This window comes from Streptomyces asoensis (genome assembly GCF_013085465.1).
Lineage (GTDB): Bacteria > Actinomycetota > Actinomycetes > Streptomycetales > Streptomycetaceae > Streptomyces > Streptomyces cacaoi_A.
This window is the reverse complement of record NZ_CP049838.1, coordinates 6,635,626-6,657,367: the sequence shown is the minus strand read 5'-3', so window position 1 is coordinate 6,657,367 and position 21,742 is coordinate 6,635,626. Positions and strand designations below refer to the sequence as shown.

Annotated in this window: 22 protein-coding genes; 11 read left to right on the top strand and 11 right to left on the bottom strand. The window is 70.9% G+C overall.

Annotation, left to right across the window (positions count from 1 at the left end; translation table 11 throughout):
• Nucleotides 1–157 precede the first annotated feature (157 nt).
• The 3 genes from G9272_RS29920 to G9272_RS29910 are packed head-to-tail and all read left to right on the top strand — an operon-like array spanning nucleotide 158 to nucleotide 1,759.
• The gene (locus G9272_RS29920) at nucleotides 158–559 is read left to right on the top strand and encodes a helix-turn-helix transcriptional regulator (protein WP_171399400.1); all 402 of its coding nucleotides are present in this window, start codon (nucleotides 158–160) and stop codon (nucleotides 557–559) included.
• 10 nt (nucleotides 560–569) lie between these two features.
• Nucleotides 570–983: a VOC family protein gene (locus tag G9272_RS29915; protein WP_054242786.1), complete on the top strand. Its 414-nt coding sequence runs from the start codon at nucleotides 570–572 to the stop codon at nucleotides 981–983.
• On the top strand, nucleotides 980–1,759 hold the full coding sequence (locus G9272_RS29910) for a VOC family protein (protein ID WP_171399399.1): 780 nt from the start codon (nucleotides 980–982) through the stop codon (nucleotides 1,757–1,759). The genes G9272_RS29915 and G9272_RS29910 overlap by 4 nt, the downstream gene beginning before the upstream one ends.
• Before the next feature lie 40 nt (nucleotides 1,760–1,799).
• On the opposite strand, the gene G9272_RS29905 is transcribed toward G9272_RS29910, so the two are convergent.
• A complete protein-coding gene (locus tag G9272_RS29905; RefSeq protein WP_171399398.1) occupies nucleotides 1,800–2,378 on the bottom strand; it encodes a histidine phosphatase family protein in 579 nt (192 codons plus the stop codon).
• A 312-nt stretch (nucleotides 2,379–2,690) separates the two neighbouring features.
• Entirely contained in the window at nucleotides 2,691–3,275 is a 585-nt protein-coding gene (locus G9272_RS29900) for a dihydrofolate reductase family protein (protein WP_171399397.1), read from the bottom strand.
• Between the two features lie 123 nt (nucleotides 3,276–3,398).
• On the opposite strand from G9272_RS29900, the gene G9272_RS29895 reads away from it, so the two are divergent.
• Nucleotides 3,399–4,004: a TetR/AcrR family transcriptional regulator gene (locus G9272_RS29895; RefSeq protein ID WP_171399396.1), complete on the top strand. Its 606-nt coding sequence runs from the start codon at nucleotides 3,399–3,401 to the stop codon at nucleotides 4,002–4,004.
• A gap of 120 nt (nucleotides 4,005–4,124) precedes the next feature.
• On the opposite strand, the gene G9272_RS29890 is transcribed toward G9272_RS29895, so the two are convergent.
• Together G9272_RS29890 and G9272_RS29885 are read right to left on the bottom strand one after the other, a co-directional pair.
• The gene (locus G9272_RS29890; protein ID WP_253268253.1) at nucleotides 4,125–5,183 is read right to left on the bottom strand and encodes a family 2 encapsulin nanocompartment cargo protein polyprenyl transferase; all 1,059 of its coding nucleotides are present in this window, start codon (nucleotides 5,181–5,183) and stop codon (nucleotides 4,125–4,127) included.
• Between the two features lie 50 nt (nucleotides 5,184–5,233).
• Nucleotides 5,234–6,640: a family 2B encapsulin nanocompartment shell protein gene (locus G9272_RS29885; RefSeq protein ID WP_171399394.1), complete on the bottom strand. Its 1,407-nt coding sequence runs from the start codon at nucleotides 6,638–6,640 to the stop codon at nucleotides 5,234–5,236.
• Nucleotides 6,641–6,813: 173 nt separating this feature from the next.
• Here G9272_RS29885 and G9272_RS29880 point away from each other — a divergent pair, with 173 nt between their 5' ends.
• On the top strand, nucleotides 6,814–7,698 hold the full coding sequence (locus tag G9272_RS29880) for a 1-aminocyclopropane-1-carboxylate deaminase/D-cysteine desulfhydrase (RefSeq protein ID WP_171399393.1): 885 nt from the start codon (nucleotides 6,814–6,816) through the stop codon (nucleotides 7,696–7,698).
• A 25-nt stretch (nucleotides 7,699–7,723) separates the two neighbouring features.
• On the opposite strand, the gene G9272_RS29875 is transcribed toward G9272_RS29880, so the two are convergent.
• Nucleotides 7,724–9,322 carry a Na+/H+ antiporter gene (locus G9272_RS29875; RefSeq protein ID WP_171402232.1) on the bottom strand — a complete coding sequence of 533 codons (1,599 nt, stop codon included), beginning with the start codon at nucleotides 9,320–9,322 and terminating at the stop codon, nucleotides 7,724–7,726.
• A gap of 60 nt (nucleotides 9,323–9,382) precedes the next feature.
• On the opposite strand from G9272_RS29875, the gene G9272_RS29870 reads away from it, so the two are divergent.
• The 3 genes from G9272_RS29870 to G9272_RS29860 all read left to right on the top strand — a co-directional run bounded on the left by G9272_RS29870 (nucleotide 9,383) and on the right by G9272_RS29860 (nucleotide 11,477).
• Nucleotides 9,383–9,643, top strand: coding sequence for a UBP-type zinc finger domain-containing protein (locus G9272_RS29870; protein ID WP_171399392.1), 261 nt, complete (start codon nucleotides 9,383–9,385; stop codon nucleotides 9,641–9,643).
• A gap of 281 nt (nucleotides 9,644–9,924) precedes the next feature.
• Nucleotides 9,925–10,338: an anti-sigma regulatory factor gene (locus G9272_RS29865; protein ID WP_020130755.1), complete on the top strand. Its 414-nt coding sequence runs from the start codon at nucleotides 9,925–9,927 to the stop codon at nucleotides 10,336–10,338.
• Between the two features lie 17 nt (nucleotides 10,339–10,355).
• Entirely contained in the window at nucleotides 10,356–11,477 is a 1,122-nt protein-coding gene (locus G9272_RS29860) for an RNA polymerase sigma factor SigF (RefSeq protein ID WP_171399391.1), read from the top strand.
• 41 nt (nucleotides 11,478–11,518) lie between these two features.
• Here G9272_RS29860 and G9272_RS29855 read toward each other — a convergent pair whose 3' ends face one another.
• Nucleotides 11,519–11,959: a hypothetical protein gene (locus tag G9272_RS29855; protein WP_171399390.1), complete on the bottom strand. Its 441-nt coding sequence runs from the start codon at nucleotides 11,957–11,959 to the stop codon at nucleotides 11,519–11,521.
• 148 nt (nucleotides 11,960–12,107) lie between these two features.
• Here G9272_RS29855 and G9272_RS29850 point away from each other — a divergent pair, with 148 nt between their 5' ends.
• Together G9272_RS29850 and G9272_RS29845 are read left to right on the top strand one after the other, a co-directional pair.
• Entirely contained in the window at nucleotides 12,108–13,076 is a 969-nt protein-coding gene (locus G9272_RS29850; RefSeq protein ID WP_171399389.1) for a diacylglycerol/lipid kinase family protein, read from the top strand.
• 319 nt (nucleotides 13,077–13,395) lie between these two features.
• Entirely contained in the window at nucleotides 13,396–13,653 is a 258-nt protein-coding gene (locus tag G9272_RS29845) for a WhiB family transcriptional regulator (RefSeq protein WP_016639615.1), read from the top strand.
• A 256-nt stretch (nucleotides 13,654–13,909) separates the two neighbouring features.
• Here the strand turns inward: G9272_RS29845 and G9272_RS29840 are convergent, their stop codons facing one another.
• Entirely contained in the window at nucleotides 13,910–15,376 is a 1,467-nt protein-coding gene (locus G9272_RS29840; protein WP_200839949.1) for a sensor histidine kinase, read from the bottom strand.
• A gap of 567 nt (nucleotides 15,377–15,943) precedes the next feature.
• Between G9272_RS29840 and nagB the strand changes: the two genes are divergently transcribed.
• Complete coding sequence (gene nagB, locus G9272_RS29835) at nucleotides 15,944–16,729, top strand: glucosamine-6-phosphate deaminase (RefSeq protein ID WP_171399388.1); 786 nt, start codon at nucleotides 15,944–15,946, stop codon at nucleotides 16,727–16,729.
• A 76-nt stretch (nucleotides 16,730–16,805) separates the two neighbouring features.
• Here the strand turns inward: nagB and G9272_RS29830 are convergent, their stop codons facing one another.
• From G9272_RS29830 to G9272_RS29815, 4 genes are all read right to left on the bottom strand, one after another.
• The gene (locus G9272_RS29830; RefSeq protein ID WP_171399387.1) at nucleotides 16,806–18,329 is read right to left on the bottom strand and encodes a glycoside hydrolase family 3 protein; all 1,524 of its coding nucleotides are present in this window, start codon (nucleotides 18,327–18,329) and stop codon (nucleotides 16,806–16,808) included.
• 8 nt (nucleotides 18,330–18,337) lie between these two features.
• Entirely contained in the window at nucleotides 18,338–19,204 is an 867-nt protein-coding gene (locus G9272_RS29825; protein WP_171399386.1) for a carbohydrate ABC transporter permease, read from the bottom strand.
• Nucleotides 19,201–20,187: a carbohydrate ABC transporter permease gene (locus tag G9272_RS29820; protein WP_171399385.1), complete on the bottom strand. Its 987-nt coding sequence runs from the start codon at nucleotides 20,185–20,187 to the stop codon at nucleotides 19,201–19,203. Before G9272_RS29820 ends, G9272_RS29825 begins: the two co-directional genes overlap by 4 nt.
• A 119-nt stretch (nucleotides 20,188–20,306) precedes the next feature.
• Nucleotides 20,307–21,587 carry an extracellular solute-binding protein gene (locus tag G9272_RS29815; RefSeq protein WP_171399384.1) on the bottom strand — a complete coding sequence of 427 codons (1,281 nt, stop codon included), beginning with the start codon at nucleotides 21,585–21,587 and terminating at the stop codon, nucleotides 20,307–20,309.
• Nucleotides 21,588–21,742: the final 155 nt, after the last annotated feature.

Genomic DNA, 21,742 nt, shown 5'->3' with positions numbered 1-21,742 from the left:
CTTCACCCCGGGCCGTCCGACCTGCCCTTGCACCGGTCGCAACGCCCACCTGTCCGCACCCGGTCCGCGGGCCGCCGAACACGGCGTCCCCGACGGTCCGGGTGCGGTCTCCTTTTCTCCCCCTCCCGGACGTCGCCCTTCGTGCGATGCTGGCCGCGTGACCCTCGAGGACCTGAAACGGCTGCGGCAGGCACGCGACCGGATGGACCGTGAGTACGCGGAGCCGCTCGACGTCGCCGCGCTCGCGAGCACCGCGCTGATGTCCCCTGGCCACTTCCAGCGCAGCTTCCGCGAGGCCTACGGCGAGACGCCCTACGGCTATCTCATGACCCGGCGGGTCGAGCGCGCCAAGACCCTCCTGCGCCGCGGCGACCTGACCGTGACGGAGGTCTGCATGGCGGTCGGCTGCACCTCGCTCGGCTCCTTCAGCTCCCGCTTCACCGAACTGGTCGGCGAGACCCCGAGCGCGTACCGGGCGCGGTCGCACGAGGCCGGCGCGGTGATCCCGTCCTGTGTGGCCCGGACGTACACCCGACCGCTGCGCGGCCGGCGCACCTAGGCTGGACACCATGGACCTCAAACTCCACCAGTGTTTCGTCGCCGTCGACGACCACGACAAGGCCCTGCACTTCTACGTCGAGGTGCTCGGCCTCGAAGTCCGCAACGACGTCTCCTTCGAGGGGATGCGATGGGTGACCGTCGGGTCGCCGCTCCAGCCGGACGTGAACCTCGTGCTGGAGCCGCCGGGCGCGAACCCGGACTTCTCCCCCGCCGACCGGGAGGCGATGGCCCGGCTGCTCGCCAAGGGCGTGCTGCGCGGGGTCATCTTCACCACCGCCGACTGCGACGCGCTGCACGCGCGGGTGCGGGAGGCCGGCGTCGAGGTGCTCCAGGAGCCGACGGACCAGCCCTACGGGGTGCGCGACTGCGCGTTCCGGGACCCGGCGGGGAACATGCTGCGGTTCATGGAGCGGACCGGATGAGCCGACCGGTCCGCTGGGCCCACGTCTTCGTCGACCGGCCCACCCGGAGCTTCGCGCGGGCGTGCGACTTCTGGACCGCCGTCACGGATACGTCCCTCTCCGAAGCCAGGGGTGAGGACGGGGAGTTCGTCACCCTGCTCCCGAAGGACGCCGACGCCTGTGTGAAGGTCCAGGCGGTCACGGACGGCGACGGCGGCGCGCATCTCGACCTCGCCGTGCGGGATGTGCCCGGTTTCGTCGCGGCGGCGCGGGAACTGGGCGCCGAGACGGCCGCCGCGCACGACGGCTGGACCGTACTGCGCTCCCCCGCAGGGCAGTTGTTCTGCGCGGTGCCGTGGCACGGGGAGTCGGTGCGGCCGCCCGTGGTGGCCGGCAGCCGCCTGGACCAGGTGTGCATGGACCTCCCGCCGTCGGCGTACGAGAGCGAAGTCGCCTTCTGGAGCGGCCTGTTGCCCGACTGGTCGGCCCGGCCGGGCTCCCGGCCCGAGTTCCACGTGGTCGAGCCGCCGCCGGGGCTGCCGGTCCGTATCCTGCTCCAGCGGCTCGACGCGGAGAGCGCTGTCCGCGCCCATCTCGACCTGGCCTGCGGCCCGGACATCGGCGCCGTACGCGCCCGGCACGAGGGGCTCGGCGCGGTCCTCGTCGCCCGCCATCCCCACTGGACGGTGATGCGCGACCCGACCGGCGGCCTGTACTGCCTGACCGCGCGCGACGCGGAGACGGGCGGGTTGCCCCGAGCCGGTTCCCGGGCCACCGGGCCGACGGCCGACCACTGACCGGCGACCACTGACCGCCCGCCGCCGACCGGTGAGCCGCCTACGGCCCCTCTCCCAGCGGCGCGCCCACCCGCAGGTTCCACCGCCCCGCCCGGCCGCTCAGCTCCACGGCGGTCAGCGGACGCACGTCGAGGCGCCAGAAGGCCGGTTCCGGCAGGCCCAACGCGCGGACGAGCAGGGCTCGCACGACGTCGGGTTCCACCACGGCGGTCACCCGCCCCGGAGTGCGGGCGATGTCCTCCAGCCAGGCCCCGGCGCGGTCGCACAGCCCCCGCACCGTCTCCCCGCCGTGCGGGGCATGGGCCGGATCCGCCAGCCAGGACGCCACCGCGTCCGGCTCGGCGGCCGACACCTCGGTGAGGGTCCGGCCGCGCCAGCGGCCCACGTCGAGAGCGGCGAGCGCGGGTACCTGGGGCGCGGGCAGGCCCAGCGCCTCGGCGGTCTGCCTGCACCGCGTGGAGGGCGAGGCCGCCGAGCGGTCCGCGCCGGGCAACAGCGCCGCGACCGACCGGGCCCGGCGCACCCCGGCGGCGTCCACCTCGCAGCTGCCGTCGTCGAATCGCGCCTCGCGCAGTGCCGAAGTGATCGCCGGTGAGATCAAGGTCACTCGGCTGGTCATCGGTCTCCGCTCGGTGAGGTCAGGAGGTCGGGGCTGCGGGGGCTTCGGGTTCGGGTTCGGGTTCCGCTTCGGTCTCGGCGGCCTCGCTCTCGGCGACCTTGTGCCGGGTGCCCGGTTCCACGTACGCCTCGCAGCGCGCGTTGTGACACGGGCCCGGTACCCAGCGCGGGACCCACGCGCCCAGCGTCTTGTGTCGCCGGATGACGGACTGCACTGGCTGCCCACAGGTGGGACAGACACGTTGTTCCCGGTCCATGCCTCCAGAGTAGGGCGGCACGGACCCGAGCGCTCCCCGCTGTACGTCAGTGTTGGTCAGCGTTCCCTGTCGTACGTCCGTACGACCGCGCCGTTGCCGAAGGAGCGCACCCCGCCGAGGGTGAAGCGGGCGACGTCGAAGCCGGCGCCGAACATCGGCATACCGGCGCCGTAGACGACCGGGTACGTCTTGATCACGAGCTCGTCGATCTCGTCGAACAGCTCGCCAGCGAGACGGGAGCCGCCGCACAGGTAGATGTCGAGGCCGCCGTCCTCCGCCTTCAGCTCGCGGACCCTGTCGAGCAGGCCGTCCGCGATGATCTCGACGTCCGGGGAGGGCGACTCGCCGAGGGTGCGAGAGGCGACGTACTGGCGCAGGTGCGCGTACGGGCTGGTGATGTCCTCCTTCAGCGCCACGTCGTAGCTGGCCCGGCCCTGGATGATCGTGTCGAACCTCTTGTTCTCCAGGTCGTCGAAGCCGAGCGCGCGACGGCCGGGGGTCGACATGGTCTCCGGGTGGTCCGTCTTGAGGAAGTCGAGGAACTCCTCGTCGACGTAGGGGAACATCGCCGCGGCGTCACCGTTCACGTCTCCGATGAAGCCGTCGACGGAACAGGCGATGAAGTACGTGAGCTTTCGCAAGTGGGGGCTCTTTCCGTAGGCTGACTCTCGAACCACTCCAGTTGTAGTACTTCAGTTGTAGTGGTTGCAAGTGGGTTTCCCGGTGTTTCGGGAAACGGAGCCAAGTGAGAGAGAAGGTTCCGCATGGCCGGAAATCCGGAGCGCCGGGCGGCCCTGGTGGACGCCGGGGTGGAGGTGCTCGCGCGTGAGGGCGCGCGAGGGCTCACGTTCCGCGCGGTGGACTCGGCGGCCTCGGTGCCGGTGGGCACCGCCTCCAACTACTTCACCGGGCGCGACGACCTGCTGAGGCAGATCGACGCCCGGCTGCACGTCCGGCTGGCGCCCGACCCCGAGGTGCTCGGCGCGCTGCTGGCGCGGCCGCGTGACCGCTCCCTGGTCACGGCGTTCATGCACGACCTGATGGCCCGCGCGACCCGTGACCGGAGCGGCTACCTCGCCCTGCTGGAGATGCGCCTCGAGGCCACCCGGCGCCCCGAGCTCCGCGCCTCCTTCACCACGTCGGTGCGCGGCGACCTCGACCAGGGCATGGACTTCCACCGCGAGACCGGCCTGCCCGGCGGCGACGAGACCGTCGTCGTCCTGTACCTCGCGATGCTCGGGCTGATCCTGGAGCACCTGACCCTGCCGGACGTCCTGGACGGCGTCCTGCCGGGGGTGGGGGTGCCGGAGGGGCTGGTCGAGCGGATCGTGGCGACGGTGGTCCCGGACAGCGCCGAGGAACCCGCGTAGGCCCCACGGCGGCGGGCCCCGCACACCGTGGGGATGTGCGGGACCCGCCGGGCCGGAACCTCTCCGAAGACAGTCCGGCGTCCTCCGCCACCCCTCGTACCCGGACCGGTCAGGTCGGTCCTAGCTGCTGCGCCGGGTCACGAACTCCGCCAGGGACAGCAGGCCGCCCGCCGACTCCGGGTCCGGGATCGCCCGGGTCAGTTCGTGCATCGCGCGGGCCATCCGGTCGGCCGCCTGCTCCTGCGCCCACTCGCGGCCGCCGGCCCGTTCGACGGCCAGCGTCGTGCGGTCCAGGTCGGCCGGGTCGTAGGGCGCCGCGTACAGCTCGGCCAGTTCGCCCGCCGCCGGGGTGCCGGAGGTCAGCGCGGCGACCACCGGCAGGGACTTCTTGCGGGCGGCGAGATCCGCGCCGGCCGGCTTGCCGGTGTGCCGCGGATCTCCCCATATGCCGATGACGTCGTCGATGAGCTGGAAGGCGAGCCCGGCCTCCCTGCCGAACGCGTCCAGCGCGTCCACGTCCTCCTCGGCCGCCCCCGCGTACAGCGCGCCCACGGCACAGGCGCAGCCGAGCAGCGCTCCCGTCTTGGCCTCGGCCATGACGAGCACCTCGTCGAGGGTGATCTCGGCGGGGCCGCGTTTCTCCATGGCCGTGTCCGCCTGCTGGCCGGCGCAGAGTTCGACCACACAGGCCGCGACCCGGCGGGCGGCCGCCGAGGACGCGGGATGCGGATCCGCGGCCAGCAGCCCGAGGGCGAGGGCCTGGAGGGCGTCCCCGGCGAGGATCGCGTCGGCGTCGCCGAACACGGTCCAGGCGGTGGGGCGGTGCCGACGGGTGGCGTCCCGGTCCATCACATCGTCGTGCAACAGCGTGAAGTTGTGGACCAGTTCGACCGCCGCGGCCGCCCCCAGGGCCGCCGCGCGGGCCGCCGGGCCACCGAGTGCCGTGGCCGCGGCGAGCACGAGGGCCGGGCGGATCGCCTTGCCCGCGTTGCCCGCCGTCGGGGTGCCGTCCGCGTGCTCCCAGCCGAAGTGGTAGAGCGCGACCCGGCGCATGGAGCCGGGCAACGAGTCGATGACCGCGCGCAGTTCGGGGTCGACCGACGCCCGGGAGCGCTCCAGGATCACCGCCGCGTCGTGCCCGTCGGCCGGCCCCGGACCGCTGTCGCCCTGGCTGCCGATGGGCCTCCTCCTTTCGCGCGCCTCACCCCGGTACCGCCTGGTGGCGGAAGTCACCGCCAGCGGCCGATCTCGACGTTCTCCAGGACGCCCAGCGCGTCCGGCACGAGGACCGCGGCCGAGTAGTAGGCCGTGACCAGGTACTTGATGATGGCCTGTTCGTTGATTCCCATGAACCGCACGGACAGGCTCGGCTCGATTTCGTCCGGGATGCCGGACTGGCGCAGTCCGATGACGCCCTGGTCCTCCTGGCCCAGACGCAGCGCGATGATGGAGCTGGTGCGGGCCGCGGTGACCGGGATCTTGTTGCACGGGTAGATCGGCACCCCGCGCCAGGTCGGGATCCGGTTGCCGCCGACGTCGATCGTCTCGGGGACGAGACCGCGCTTGTTGAGCTCACGGCCGATCGCGGAGATCGCGCGCGGGTGGGCGAGCAGCATCTTGGTTCCGCGCCGCCTGCTGAGCAGTTCGTCCAGGTCGTCCGGGCTGGGCACGCCGTCGTGCGGCTGGAGCCGCTGGTCGTACTCGCAGTTGTGCAGCAGCCCGAACTCGCGGTTGTTGACGAGTTCGTGCTCCTGGCGCTCCTTGAGCGCCTCGACCGTGAGCCGCAACTGCTGCTCGGTCTGGTTCATCGGCTGGTTGTACAGGTCGGCCACGCGCGAGTGGATGCGCAGGACGGTCTGGGCGATGCTCAGTTCGTACTCGCGCGGCCGGGCGTCGTAGTCCACGAACGTGTGCGGGATGTCCGGCTCACCGGCGTGACCGGCGGCGAGGTCGACCTCCTTCTCGCCGTACTTGTTGGTGCGCTGCTCGGGGATCGCGCGCAGCTGCTGGAGGTGCTCGCGCAGGGAGTCGGCACGCTCCGCGACCTGCTCGACGTCCTGCCGGGCCAGGATCAGCACCGTGCAGGCCGTGTCCGCACGGGCCGTGTACTCCCAGATGGCGTCCGCGTCGAGCAGCGCCTGGTCGCCGAAGTACGCGCCGTCCGCGAGGACGCCGAGCACCTGGTCGTCGCCGTAGGGGCCGGTGCCGACCTTCTCGACGCGGCCGTGCGCCAGCAGATGGACCTCGTCGCTCGGGCTGCCGAAGGAGGCGATGACCTCGCCCGGGCCGAACTCCCGCTGCCGGCATCGGGAGGCGAGTTCCCCGAGTACCTCCTCGTCCTCGTAGGAGCGGAGCGCGGGCAGTTCGCCCAGCTCGGCCGGGATGACCTCCACACGGTCACCGGTCTTCACGAACGTGATGCGGCCGTCGCCCACCGCGTACGTCAGACGCCTGTTGACCCGGTACGTACCGCCCTGCACATCCACCCAGGGAAGATTTCGCAGCAGCCAGCGGGAGCTGATCTCCTGCATCTGCGGTGCGGACTTGGTCGTGGTGGCCAGGTTCCGCGCGGCCGCGGTGCCGAGACTCTGCTGCGGCTTGTCCGAATCCGCGCGGACCTCTTCGCCTACCGACATGAGAAATGCCCTCCCGATTCATGCACGGGCGCCGAACTGCGCCGGTGCACTTCGTTCACGCGGCAAGCCTTCCATCACGGTGTGTGCTCGTGCTATTACCCGAAAGAGCGGGAATGGATCAACGTGGGCAGGGAAGAGGTACGTTTCACCGAACGGTGTTCGACAATGAGCGGGTGACCGACCTCCGCCCCCGCCTGCCGTCCCCCCTCCAGGAAGTGTCCGACGACCGGTTCGGGCGATACGGCGTCCGGCTGCTGCTGAAGCGGGACGACCTGATCCACCCCGAGCTGATCGGCAACAAGTGGCGCAAGCTCGCGCCCAACCTGGAGCGGGCGGCGGGACGGACACTCCTCACCTTCGGGGGCGCCTACTCCAACCACCTGCGGGCCACGGCCGCCGCCGGCCGGCTTCTCGGGCTGCCCACGGTGGGCGTGGTGCGCGGCGACGAACTGGCCGGCCGGCCGCTGAACCCCTCCCTGGCCCGGTGCGCGGCCGACGGCATGCGTCTGCACTTCGTGGACCGCTCGACATACCGTCGCAAGACCGAGCCGGACGTGCTCGGGAAGCTTCGGGACACGGTCGGCGCAACGGACGCGTACGTCGTGCCCGAGGGCGGCAGCAACGCGGCGGCGGTCCGCGGCTGCCGGGCGCTCGGCGAGGAGCTGCGCGGCCGTACCGACGTCGTCGCCCTCGCCTGTGGCACCGGCGGCACCCTCGCCGGCCTGGCCGCGGGCCTCGCCCCCGGCCAGCGGGCCCTGGGCATACCGGTCCTCAGAGGCGGCTTCCTGGACGACGGGATACAGGCGCTCCAGGAGGATGCCTTCGGCGGTCGGCGGGGCGAGTGGCGGCTCGACGAGCGCTTCCACTTCGGCGGCTACGCCCGTGTCACCCCCGAGCTGGAGACCTTCGCGGCGGACTTCGAGCGACGTCACGGAGTGCCGGTGGAACATCTCTATGTCGCCAAGTCGCTCTACGGCCTTGTCGTCCTGGCCGAGGAGGGCGCCTTCGCGCGCGGGACGACCGTGACGGCCGTGATCACGGGCCGCCCGTTCCCGTGACGGCGAGGGAGGTCGTGCGACAGGCCTACTCCGCCTCCCGGAACGCCGCCGCCTCCTCCAGGTCCAGTCGGCGCAGCAGCGTGCGCAGCATCTCGTCGTCGATGTAGCGGCCGTCCCGCAGCCGGACGAACATCTCGCGCTCGGCGCTGATCATCTCGCGCGAGAGGCGCCGGTAGGTGTCGTCGACGGTCTCGCCGGTGACCGGGTTGACCTGCCCGAGACGCTCCCAGACGGCGTTGCGGCGCCGCTCCAGGACGCTGCGCAACCGGTCGGCGAGCGGCGGCGGCAGCGCGTTGCGCTCGTCGGCCAGCAGCGCGTCCAGGCGCTCCTCGGCGACCCGGGAGGCCTGCGCCTGGGCATTGGCCTCGGCGAGCGTCGCGGCCTGCGGGTCGGGCTCGGGGAACTTCAGCAGGCGGATCAGCGGCGGCAGGCTCAGCCCCTGCACCACCAGGGTGCCGATGACCGTCGTGAAGGTGAGGAAGAGGATCAGATTGCGGTGCGGGAAGGGCGCGTCGCCGTGGTCCACGGTGAGCGGGATGGAGAAGGCGATGGCGAGCGAGACCACGCCTCGCATGCCGGCCCAGGCAATGACGATCGGCCCCCGCCAGGTCGGATTCTCCTCCCGCGCGCGGATACGCGCCGACAGCAGCCGGGGCAGGAAGGTCGCCGGGTACACCCACAGGAAGCGCGCCGCCACGACCACGAGGAACAGCGCGACGGCGTACCAGGCGGCGTCCACACCCTCGTAGGCGCCGAGACCCTTCAGGACGACCGGGAGCTGGAGGCCGATCAGCGCGAAGACCGCCGACTCCAGGACGAAGGCGACCATCTTCCACACGGCATCCTCCTGGAGGCGGGTCGCGAAGTCGACCTCCCACGCGCGGTGGCCCAGGTAGAGCGCGACGACGACCACCGCGATGACGCCGGAGGCGTGGAACTGCTCGGCCGCCGAGTAGGCGACGAAGGGGATCAGCAGGGAGAGCGTGTTCTGGAGCAGGGGCTCCTTGAGGTGGGTGCGCAGCCAGTGCAGCGGGGCCATCAGGATCAGGCCGACGGCGGTCCCGCCGACTGCCGCCACCAGGAACTCCTCGATACCGCCGGCCCAGGACGCGCCCTCGCCGACCACGACCGCGAGGGCCACCTTGTAGGCGGTGATCGCGGTGGCGTCGTTCAGCAGCGACTCGCCCTGGAGGATGGTGGTGATCCGTGAGGGCAGGCCGACCCGGCGGGCCACCGCCGTGGCCGCGACCGCGTCCGGCGGCGCCACCACCGCGCCCAGCACCAGCGCCGCCGTCAGCGGCAGCCCCGGGACGATCAGATAGGCGGCCCAGCCGACGGCGAAGGTCGCGAAGAGCACGTACCCGACCGACAGCAGGGCCACCGGCCGCAGCTGGGCGCGCAGGTCGAGATAGGAGCTGTCGGTGGCCGACGTGTACAGCAGCGGAGGCAGCAGAAGCGGCAGCACGACGTCCGGGTCCAGGGTGTAGTCGGGCACCCCCGGCACGTAGGACACGATCAGGCCGACCGCCACCAGCAGCAGCGGCGCGGGCACCGGGGTGCGCCGCGCCGCCGCCGCGAACGCCGCACTGCCGGCCACCAGCAACAGCAGTGGCATCACGTCCATGTACAGCCCGCCCTCGATTTTGCGCGCGGTCGTCCGCACGCCCGTCGTAATCTGGCAATCATGAAACAGTGCACGCACGCCGACGCGCTGCCCCACCCCGAACCCGTCCCACTCGGCGAGACGTGTCCGGAGTGCCTGCGGGACGGCACCCACCCGGTGCAACTTCGGCTGTGCCTGACCTGCGGCCACGTCGGCTGCTGCGACTCCTCGCCGAGCCGCCACGCGACGGAGCACCACAAGGATTCGGGTCACCCGGTGATGCGGACCTTCGAACCCGGCGAGAACTGGCGCTGGTGCTTCGTCGACCATGTCCTCGTATGAGGAGCCCCGTATGAGGAGACCATGACGCCCCGGCCGTCCGGCGGGTACGGTTCGACCATCTGACGCCTGGGTACGTCAACCCGGCGCGCCCTGTTCCCATTTGGGCCGACCGACCCCTAGACACGGAGCGTGTTCACAGCTTTACTGTGAGTGACGCCAGGGGGTTGGGGTCCCGGGGACAGAAACTTGAGAGCGCGATAGCGTCACCGCTGCACCACACACGCGTTACCCCGGGGGGCGACCCTCGGCCCCGAAAAGCTTGTACCACCTTGGAGGTGAGGGTGTCCCAGATCGCAGGCGAGCCCGCGACCCAGGACTTCGTGGAAGTCCGGCTGCCGGCTGCGGGTGCCTACCTGTCGGTGCTGCGGACGGCCACGGCCGGCCTCGCGGCCCGTTTGGACTTCACCCTGGACGAGATCGAGGACCTGCGCATCGCGGTGGACGAGGCTTGCGCGATCCTGCTCCAGCAGGCCGTGCCCGGCTCGGTACTCAGTTGCGTGTTCCGACTCGTCGACGACTCGCTGGAAGTCACCGTCTCCGCGCCGACCACGGACGGGCACGCCCCCTCACGGGACACCTTCGCCTGGACCGTCCTGTCCGCCCTCGCGGGCAAGGTGTCCTCCGCCGTCGACGAGGACAAGACCGTGACGATCAGTCTCTACAAACAACGCGGCGCGGGACCCGGGCCGGCGTGAGGAACGGGGACGGGCCGGTGCGGGACGAAGAGCGCGGCACACGGGAGCTGCCGGCCGAGAACGCCGACATTCCAGTCTCTCCGGACGGTTCCCGACGCATGGCGGACGGCATCGACGGCATTCCCGAGCAGGCCCGGCCGCATCCGGAGGACGACTCGGTCTCCGCGCAGGCGGGTCTGCCGGAAGGTGCCGTGCAGGGCTCGCCTCGGGAGAGGCGGATCGGGGGCTCGCCCCCGGGCCGAGCAGAGGCGAGGGCTCGACAGAGGGCGACGGGCGGGACAATGAGCGAGCACCAGCGAGACGGCGAACAGAGCGTGCCGGGCACGCAGCACGAACCACCGGCCGCCCCTGTGCCGGCCACCCCCGTGCCGGTACCCCCCGCGCCGGGGGACCGCAGCGGCGCACGGGCGATGTTCATCGAGCTGCGCAAGCTCGAGAACAGCAGTGCCGAGTACGCGGAGATGCGCAACCAGCTGGTCCGCATGCATCTGCCGCTCGTCGAGCACCTCGCGCGGCGCTTCCGCAACCGAGGCGAGCCGCTGGACGACCTCACCCAGGTCGCCACCATCGGCCTGATCAAGTCGGTCGACCGCTTCGACCCGGAGCGCGGTGTGGAGTTCTCCACGTACGCGACCCCGACGGTCGTCGGCGAGATCAAGCGGCACTTCCGTGACAAGGGCTGGGCGGTACGGGTGCCGCGCCGGCTCCAGGAGCTGCGCCTGGCGCTGACCACGGCGACGGCCGAGCTGTCGCAGCAGCACGGCCGCTCCCCCACGGTCCACGAGCTCGCCGAGAAGCTGGCGATCTCGGAGGAGGAGGTCCTGGAGGGCCTGGAGTCCGCCAACGCGTACTCCACCCTCTCGCTGGACGTGCCCGACACCGACGACGAGTCACCGGCGGTCGCGGACACCCTCGGCGCGGAGGACGAGGCTCTGGAGGGGGTCGAGTACCGGGAGTCCCTCAAGCCGCTCCTGGAGGACCTCCCGCCACGCGAGAAGCGGATCCTGCTGCTGCGCTTCTTCGGCAACATGACCCAGTCGCAGATCGCGCAGGAGGTCGGCATCTCGCAGATGCACGTCTCGCGCCTGCTGGCCCGCACACTGGCCCAGCTGCGGGAGAAACTGCTCGTCGAGGAATAGCGGTACAGCGGAGCGGCAGCGGAGCGGCAGCGGAGCGGCAGCTACTCCGATGCGCGGCCCGGCCCCCGGATCCCGAGGGCCCGGGTCGTCTCGCCGTTGACGAGCAGGACGAGCGACGCGACGGCGACGGCCGCGAGCGCGATGCCCGCCGGGATCGCCATGCTGTCGGCCCGCAGCAGGTTGTAGGCCACCGGCAGCGCCATGATCTGGGTGATGACGGCGGGTCCCCGGCTCCAGCCGCGCAGACCCAGCAGCCCTCGGGCGGCGAGCAGCGGCAGCAGCGCGAGCACGAGCAGCGTGACTCCGCCGGTGACGGCCTGCTGACGGTCGTCCGGATCGCCGCCGATCCCCAGGGCGAGCATCCACACCCCGCCGACGACCAGCGTCAGCCCCTCCAGGGCGACGAGCGCGGCGGCGTACGTCAGCCGGCGCGGGCGGGGTTCTGCGGTTTCCGGGGCGGCGGGAGTCTGGTCACTGCTCACCCCAGAAGGGTAGCCCGCACCCCTGACCGGGCCCCGGGCCGCCCGCGCGGGGACGCGCGGCGCTCGTGTCGAGGCTCACCCCGCGATCTCTTACCCGATCCCCACCTCGGCCTGTGCCCGGTACCACCCAGTAGGTACGCTTCAGCTCATGCGTGCTCTTCTCGTGGTCAATCCGGCGGCAACCACTACGAGTGCACGGACGCGCGACGTCCTCATCCACGCGCTCGCGAGCGAGATGAAGCTCGAGGCGGTCACCACCGAATACCGCGGGCACGCGCGTGACCTGGGCCGGCAGGCCGCGGACAGCGGAAACGTCGATCTGGTGGTGGCCCTCGGCGGCGACGGCACGGTCAACGAGGTGGTCAACGGCCTCCTGCACGCCGGCCCCGATCCGGCGAACCTGCCCGGTCTCGCGGTGGTCCCCGGCGGCTCCACCAACGTCTTCGCCCGCGCCCTGGGGCTGCCCAACGATCCGGTGGAAGCCACCGGCGCGCTGCTGGACGCCCTGCGTGAGAGCAGTGAGCGTACGGTCGGGCTGGGCCTCGCCGCGGGTACGCCGGGCACGGAGGACGAGGCGGTGCCCTCGCGCTGGTTCACGTTCAACGCCGGGCTGGGCTTCGACGCCGGGGTGGTGGGTCGGGTGGAGCAGCAGCGCGAGCGCGGCAGAAAATCCACCCACGCTCTTTACATCCGTCAGGCCGTGCGCCAGTTGTTGGGTGAGTCACAGCGCCGGCACGGGTCGATCACCCTGGAGCGGCCGGGCGTCGAACCGGTGACCGATTTGGTGCTGTCCATAGTCTGCAACACGGCTCCGTGGACCTATCTGGGCAATCGCCCGGTGTACGCGTCGCCTAAGGCCTCGTTCGATACGGGGCTCGACGTACTGGGTCTCAGCCGTCTGTCCACGGCCTCGGTTGCCCGATATGGCACCCAGTTGCTCACTTCGTCCCCCGAACGGGGACCGCACGGCAAGCATGCCGTCGCACTGCACGACCTGGACCAGTTCACCTTGCATTCGAAGGTCCCTTTGCCCCTTCAGATGGACGGTGACCACCTCGGGCTGCGAACAAGCGTGACGTTCACAGGCGTACGCCGTGCACTGCGTGTGATTGTGTGAGCAGAAAGGGCTGAAGTCCTTTCACTCGAACGTTTAGGCCAGGGTCCACCCCATGGAAGTACGGCTGTGACCTAGTCGACACCGAGGAATCAAAAAAAACTTTCCGGAAGGGGTTGTATCCGCCGCTGAGGTTTGCGAGTCTCTACGTGGCGATCGGGACAGCCCGCAACACCGGCATCCACTGATCACCGGAACCCCTCTTCAAACAACAGGACCGCGCCAGGGAACCTGGCTGGTGGCCCTTCACTTGTTGAGGGATTCGTGAAAGCGTTCACATTCACAAGCAACCTGCACGTAATACCAAGGAGAGGTAGCAGCCATGGACTGGCGTCACAACGCCGTTTGCCGCGAGGAAGACCCCGAGCTCTTCTTCCCCATCGGCAACACCGGTCCTGCGCTGCTGCAGATCGAGGAAGCCAAGGCCGTCTGCCGTCGCTGCCCGGTTATGGAGCAGTGTCTGCAGTGGGCGCTCGAGTCCGGCCAGGACTCCGGCGTCTGGGGTGGCCTCAGCGAGGACGAGCGTCGCGCCATGAAGCGCCGCGCCGCCCGCAACCGGGCCCGTCAGGCCTCCGCCTGACAACACCCGCCCCGCAAGCCTGAGCTTGGCGGCGCGTACAGCGAGTACGCATCTCCCGCCCCCGAGCCGCAGCGCGCAGTACCCCCGATGCGCAGCACAAGCTGGCAACGAGCATTCGAGCCCCGGACCCCTGAACGGTCCGGGGCTTCTTGCTGTGCACCCACACACCATCTGCACACGCCGTCACCTGCCCGCGCCGTCACCTGTCCGCGCCGTCCCGTGCCCGCCACTCCCGTGCCCGCTACTCCCGTGCCCGCTACTTCTGTGCGCGCACCGGGATGTCCAGGATCACCTGAGTGCCGCGCTCCGGCCCCGGGACCATGTCGAAGGTTCCGCCCAACTCACCCTCCACCAGCGTCCGTACGATCTGGAGGCCGAGGTTGCCGGAGGTGTGCGGGTCGAAGCCCTCGGGCAGCCCCACGCCGTCGTCCTGGACGGTGACCAGGAGGCGGGTCTCCTTCGTGGTGCCGCCGCGGACCGCGGAGACCTCGACCGTGCCGGTGTCGCCCTCGACGAAGCCGTGCTCCAGGGCGTTCTGGAGGATCTCGGTGAGGACCATGGACAGCGGGGTGGCGACCTCGGCGTCCAGGATGCCGAAGCGTCCGCTACGCCGGCCGGCGACCTTGCCCGGCGAGATCTCGGCGACCATCGCCAGCACCCGGTCGGCGATCTCGTCGAACTCCACCCGCTCGTCCAGGTTCTGAGACAGCGTCTCATGCACGATGGCGATCGAGCCGACCCGGCGGACCGCCTCCTCCAGCGCCTCCCGGCCGCGCTCGGACTCGATACGCCGGGCCTGGAGGCGCAACAGGGCCGCCACCGTCTGGAGGTTGTTCTTCACCCGGTGGTGGATCTCCCGGATGGTCGCGTCCTTGGTGATCAACTCACGCTCGCGACGGCGCAGTTCGGTGACGTCACGGAGCAGCACGAGCGCGCCGATGCGGGTGCCCTTCGGCTTGAGCGGAATGGCCCGGAACTGGATGACCCCGTCCTTGGCCTCGATCTCGAACTCGCGGGGCGCCCAGCCGCTGGCGACCTTGGCGAGCGCCTCGTCGACCGGACCCCGGGTCGGGGCGAGTTCGGCGGTGGTCAGACCGAGGTGCTGGCCGACCAGGTCGGAGGCGAGGCCCATGCGGTGGTAGGCCGACAGCGCGTTCGGGGAGGCGTACTGGACGATTCCGTCGCCGTCGACGCGGATCAGGCCGTCGCCGACGCGCGGGGCGGCGTCCATGTCCATCTGCTGGTTGGGGAACGGGAAGGACCCGGCCGCGATCATCTGTGCGAGGTCGGAGGCGCTCTGGAGGTAGGTGAGCTCCAAGCGGCTGGGGGTGCGCACGGTGAGCAGGTTGGTGTTGCGGGCGATGACCCCGAGGACCCGGCCCTCACGCCGTACGGGGATCGACTCGACCCGGACGGGGACCTCCTCGCGCCACTCCGGGTCGCCCTCGCGCACGATCCGGCCCTCGTCCAGGGCGGCGTCGAGAAGCGGGCGGCGGCCGCGCGGGACGAGGTGGCCGACCATGTCGTCCTGGTACGAGGTCGGGCCGGTGTTGGGCCGCATCTGGGCGACGGAGACATAGCGGGTGCCGTCCCGGGTGGGGACCCACAGGACCAGGTCGGCGAAGGAGAGGTCGGAGAGCAGCTGCCACTCCGAGACCAGCAGGTGGAGCCACTCGAGGTCGGAGTCGTCGAGTGCGGTGTGCTGGCGTACGAGTTCGTTCATGGAGGGCACGTCTGCGAGCGTACCCGTGGGTTTGTGCGGGGCCTAAACCTGGCGGCGGCGCGCGGTCGGCCGTATGAGGCCCGGGCCCGGAAACACCCGCGGGCCGCGGCGCCTGAGAGGGACCCTCAACCCTCCCGGCACCGCAGCCCGGAGCAATATCGGCCGCGGGGTGTGCGGTCCCGTCGACCGACGGTGAGGAGCCGGGGCAGTCAGGGCAGAGAGCTCCGGGTCCTCGGTCCGCCCTCCTGTGCGGGGAAGACGGAAGTTCTGTGTCTCGCTCCCCTCCATTGTGGACTAGACCACTAGGGGTGTCCATGTGTGGAAGGTCGTTCGTTGTTGTGGGTATTCGGACGCTCTGACATCCACAACGCAGCCTAGCCTGTGCGGGTTCCCGCGCGGGGCCAGTTGCGCGGGGCATTTTCCGCGATCTGCTCCGGAGCCGACCGCCTCCCCCCTCCAGCGCCCCAAGACGGACACTGTCGACTCTGTTAGATTGGCCTCCTAGATTGGTCTAAACCACATCGCCCTTCCGGGCCCCCCGTGCCCCTCTCAGAACGGCAGGCCAGCGTGGAAGTTGTCATCGTTGCGGACGCCCGGTCGGGCGGCGAGCTCATCGCCGAGGCCATGGCGCAGCTCCTGCGGCGCAAGCCGGACGCCCTGCTCGGCGTGGCCACCGGCTCCACCCCGCTGCCCATCTACCAGGCGCTGGCGGCCGAGGCGCGCACCGGATCGGTGGACACCGCGCGGGCGCGGATCGCCCAGCTCGACGAGTACGTGGGCCTGCCCGCCGAGCACCCCGAGTCCTACCGTTCGGTGCTGCGGCGTGAGGTGCTGGAGCCGCTGGGCATCGGCATGGAGGCCTTCCTCGGGCCGGACGGCACGGCCACGGACGTGCAGGCCGCGTGCGAGGCGTACGACCGCGCGCTGGCCGCGGCCGGCGGAGTGGACCTCCAGCTGCTCGGGATCGGCACCGACGGGCACATCGGGTTCAACGAGCCGTGCTCCTCGCTGGCCTCGCGCACCCGGATCAAGACGCTCACCGAGCAGACCCGCGTCGACAACGCGCGCTTCTTCGACGGCGACATCGAGCAGGTCCCGCACCACGTCATCACGCAGGGCATCGGCACGATCCTGGAGGCGCGGCACCTGGTGCTGCTCGCCACCGGGGAGGGCAAGGCGGACGCCGTCGCGGCCACCGTCGAGGGGCCGGTCGCCGCGGTGTGCCCGGCCTCCGCGCTCCAGCTGCACCCGCACGCGACGGTCGTCGTCGACGAGGCCGCCGCGTCCAAGCTGAAGCTCGCGGAGTACTTCCGGCACACGTACGCCAACAAGCCCGCGTGGCAGGGCATCTGAGGGCGTCGCCACGACTGACGACGACGAAGGCGCCGGGCTCCTCTCCAGGAGCCCGGCGCCTTCGTCGTGGTGGTGCTCAGGCGTGCGTGCCGGCCGCGATGACCTCCGCCGCCGCGCGGCCGCACACCCGGGCCGCGCCGTGGGTGGCGATGTGCAGGGCGCCGCGGGGCGGGGCCTGGGGGACGCCCATCTCGACGACGACCGTGTCCGGGCGCGCCGTGAGGAGGGTGTCGAGGGCCGCCGCCATCCAGGGATGCCGGTGCTCGTCACGGACCACGGCGACGATCCGCCGCTCCCCCGCCGCGACCAGCGCCGCGTGTCCCGCGTCCGTGCCCGCGAAGCTGCCGGTCTCCGTCCCCGGCAGCAGCCGGCCCAGCTCAGCGGCCACGCCCCACGGGGTCTCGTCACCGACGGCGATGTTCGCGACCGGGGTGAGCGCGGCGACGAACGGCGGGTCGGTGAGCGGGGTGAAGACGTCGTCGCCAGTGAGGCGCAGCGCCCGGCGGGCGGCGATCAGCCCGACATCGGCTCGCCCGGCGCTCCGGCCCGCGCGCGTCCCCTCGCCGGTGCCGGCCGCGGCCGCGCGCCCCGGAGCCGTCCAGCGGGCCAGTGTCCGCACCCGTTCCGCCGCGTCCGCGAGGCGTTGCTCGGGGAGTTCGCCCGTGCGGACGGCGGTGACCAGGGCGTCGCGCAGGCGGCGTACCGTCTCGTCGTCCGCCAGGCCGCCGCCCACGCAGATGGCGTCGGCGCCGGCCGCGACGGCCAGGACGCTGCCGCGCTCGATGCCGTAGGTCGCGGCGACGGCCTGCATCTCCATGCCGTCGGTGACGATCAGGCCGTCGTAGCCGAGTTCCTCGCGGAGCAGGGTGGTGAGGATGCGCGGGGACAGTGTCGCCGGTCGGGCCGGGTCCAGGGCGGGGACCAGGATGTGCGCGCTCATCACGGCGCGGGTGCCGGCGGCGATGGCGGCGCGGAACGGGGTCAGTTCGCGTTCCGTCAGGACCGCGGGGTCGGCGTCTATGCGCGGGAGCGCGTGGTGGGAGTCGACGGCCGTGTCGCCGTGCCCCGGGAAGTGCTTGGTGCAGGCCGCCACGCCCGCCGACTGAAGGCCGGTGACGTAGGCGGCGGTGTGCCGGGCGACCAGTCCGGGGTCGGCGCCGAAGGAGCGGACCCCGATGACCGGGTTCGCGGGGTTGGAGTTCACGTCGGCGGAGGGCGCCCAGTTGAGGTTGACGCCGCACTCCGCGAGGCGGCGGCCCAGCTCCGCGGCCACCTCCAGCGTGAGCGAGACGTCGTCCACCGCGCCCAGCGCGTGGTTGCCGGGGAAGCTGGAGCCGGTGCGCACCTCCAGGCGCGTGACGTCTCCGCCCTCCTCGTCGATCGCGACCAGGACGTCGTCCCGCTCCGCGCGCAACTGCGCTGTCAGCGAGGCGAGTTGTTCCGGCGAGGCGATGTTCCGGCCGAACAGGCCCACCGACGCCAGGCCCTCGCCCAGGCGGCGCAGCAGCCAGTCGGGGGCGGTGGTGCCGGGGAAGCCGGGTTGGAGGACCGTCAGGGCGTCACGGGTGAGAGTGTCGGTGCCGCTGGCGATTGTCGTCATCGGGGGCGTTATCCCTTCACGGCGCCCGCGGTCAGCCCCGCGGCCATCTTGCGCTGGACGAGGAGGAACAGGGCGACGATCGGTAGGGCCATCATCGTGGCGCCGGCCATCATCGGGGCGTACTCGGTGCCGTGCTTGGTGGAGAAGTTGCTGAGCCAGACGGTGGCCGTCTGGTTCTTCTGGCTGAGCAGCATCAGGGCGTAGAGGTACTCGTTCCAGGCCTGGATGAAGCCGTAGACCGAGGTGGCGACCATGCCCGGGGCCAGCAGGGGGAAGACCACCCGGACGAAGGCCCCGGTGCGGGAGCAGCCGTCGACCATCGCGGCCTCCTCCAGCTCCTTCGGGATGTTGACGATGAAGCCGCGCAGCGTCCACACCGTGAAGGGGAGGATGAAGGTCAGGTACGTGAGGATCAGGCCGGAGAGCTTGTCGTACTGGCCCAGGTCGTTCAGGAGCAGGAAGACCGGGATGATCATGGCGACCAGCGGGACCATCTGGACGGCCAGGATGCCCACGATCACGATCTTGCGGCCGCGGAAGGCGAACCGGGAGATGGCCAGGGCGGCCAGCATGCCGACGACGACGCCGATCGCGACGACCGCCAGGGAGACGAGCAGGCTGCGGCCCACCGGGCCCCAGAAGTCGGCGATGTGCAGCGCGCGGCTGAAGTTGTCGAGGGTGATTCCCGTCGGCAGCAGGCTCGGGTCCGGATCGATGGCGTCCTTCGCCGGCTTGAACGCGGTGTTCAGCATCCAGTAGACGGGGAAGCCCGCGACGGCGAAGACGAGCAGGCCCAGGAGGTTCCAGCCGGACTTCGACCTGCGGCGCCCGGACCGGCTTCCCGCCCGGCTCGCCTCGGAGGCAACGGCGCTCATTCGACCTCTCCGATCTTCAGCATCTGGCGCATGTAGACGGCGACCACCCCGAGCAGCAGCAACACGGTGATCAGGGCGATCGCCGAGCCCTGTCCGTAGTCGTTGACGACGAAGGCGCGGTCGTAGGAGTACGTCGTCAGGATCTGGAACTCGGCTTCCGGGTGTCCGTTGCGCATGACGAAGACCTGGGGGAAGACGCCCATGTCCCAGATGACCGACAGGGTCGTGAGCATCACGATGATCGGCTTGAGGATGGGCAGGGTGACGTACCGGAAGACGCCCCAGGCGCCCGCGCCGTCGAGGCGGGCGGCCTCCTCCAGTTCGGCCGGGACCTGGGTGAGGCCGGCGCTGAGGGTGATGACCACGAAGGGCACGGCGCCCCAGACGACCAGGAGCATGATGACCGCCAGCCCCTGCGGGCCGCTGGCGAACCAGTTGTGGCCGATCAGCTCGACGCCCGGCAGCCTGCTCAGGACCGCGTTGAGGATGCCGTAGTCGGCGTCGAACAGCCACTTGAAGACGGTGGTGGCGACGATGACCGGCATGCCCCAGCCGGCCACGAGCGCGATGTTCACCAGGGTCTTCACCCAGCCGGAGACCCGCTGGAGGAGCAGCGCGATCAGCATCCCGATGACCATCGTGAAGATCACGCAGCCGGCCGCGAAGACGATCGTGCGGATGACGACCTGCCAGAACTCGCCGTCGCCCAGCACGCCCGTGAAGTTGTCGAAGCCGACCGACTCGGCCGGCTGGAAGCCCCACAGCTGGGACTGCCCGAACTTCTGGAAGGAGAGGGTGACCAGCCGGACCAGCGGATAGCCCATCACCAGGGCGAGGACCAGCAGGCAGGGGGCGAGGAGCAGCCAGGGGGTCGCGGCCCCGCCGGAACTCCGGCGGCCGCGTGGTCTTGGCACCACGGGTGGTGGTGGCGGCGACTGCCGCGTCGGCGGCACTTTGGCAGTGGTCGTGTCTGCGGCACTCATCCGCGCGCTCCTCAGCGGTCCCTCGGGTCGTACGAAGGCGAAGCCCCGTACGGGTCGTACGGGAGGCAGGGCCCCGCCCCGATGAAGCCCTCCGGGGGCGACGGGGCCCTGCTCTCAGGTCACTTGGTGTTGATGACCTTGTCGATCGCGGCGTCCGCGTCCTTCGCGGCGGCCTCGACCGTCTTCTTGCCGGTGCCGATGCTCTGGAGCATGGTCTGGAGCACCTGGGCCTTCTCGACCTGGCCCCAGCCGGGAGCCATCGGGACGAACCAGTTGGACTCGGCGGCGGTGGCCGGGACCGCGGTGGCCGGATCGCTCTTGAGGGTCGCGAGGTCGGTCTTGTTGTTGGGCAGGTTGCCCTTGGCGATCAGGCCCTTCTGGCCGGACGGGCCGGTGAACGCGTTGATCCACTCGGCGGCGAGGGCCTGCGCGTCCGACTTCACCGGGACGGCGAGGTCGGAGCCGCCCAGGAAGACGGGGAGGTTCTTGCCGGACGGGCCGGGCATCACGAAGTTCTCGACGTTGTTCGCGAGCTTGCCGGTCTTGTCGTTCTCCTTCGCCGCGGCGGTCGCGCCCTCCCAGGCGGGGGCGAAGATCATGCCGGACTTGCCCTGGCCGTAGACGATGTAACGGTCGGACTCGTCCTTGGTCTTGTCGCCGTGCATGTACTTGTCGAGGACGTTCTTGAACTCGGTGAGGCCCTTGACGGACTCGGGCGAGGAGAGGTTGGCCTTCCACTCGCCGCCCTCCTCCTTGGCGATCGAGCCGCCGGCGTCGTAGACGAAGGACATGGCCGCGTACCAGTCACGGGTGGGCTGGTACCAGGCGGAGAACTTGTCGCCCTCCTTCTTCTGGACCTTGTCCAGGGCGGCGGTCAGCTCGGTGTACGTCTTCGGCGTGGTCTTGACGCCCGCCGAGGCGAAGAGGTCCTTGCGCCAGTTGGCGACCCGGCCGCCCGCGTAGTACGGGACGCCGTAGGTCTTGCCGTCGTAGGTCACCGAGGCCTTGAGGCCGTCGAGCCAGGCGGAGGAGTTGTCGAACTTGGCGGCGTCGAGGGGGGCGAAGGCGCCCTTGACCATGTAGCCGAGCATCTCGGTGTTGCCCATCTCGACGACGTCGGGGGCCTTGTCGGTGGCGAGAACCGCGTCCAGCTTGGCGTTCTTGTCCGGCCAGCCGTAGTACTCGTGGTTGATCTTGACGCCGGGGTGCGCCTTCTGCACCGCCGCGTCGGCCGCCTTCACCAGCTCGGGCCAGTTGTTCTGCGCGTCGACGGTCAGCCAGACCGTCAGCTCCTTGGCGTCGGTGCCCTTCGAGTCCCCGCTGCCACTGTCGTCCCCGCACGCCGCGATGGAGACCATCATGCCCGCGATACCGATCGCGGCTATCAGCTTGCGCTTCACGCCATCCTCCTCAGGGATGCCACACCCCCCGCCCACGGGCCGGGACCTCGATCTCTGGACCAATGGTGTAGACCAGTGCGCAGAGCTTGGCTCAGACCAATAAGCCTGTCAAGGGTGGCCGAACCCCCTCCGAACAGCCGTTATGGGACCTACAT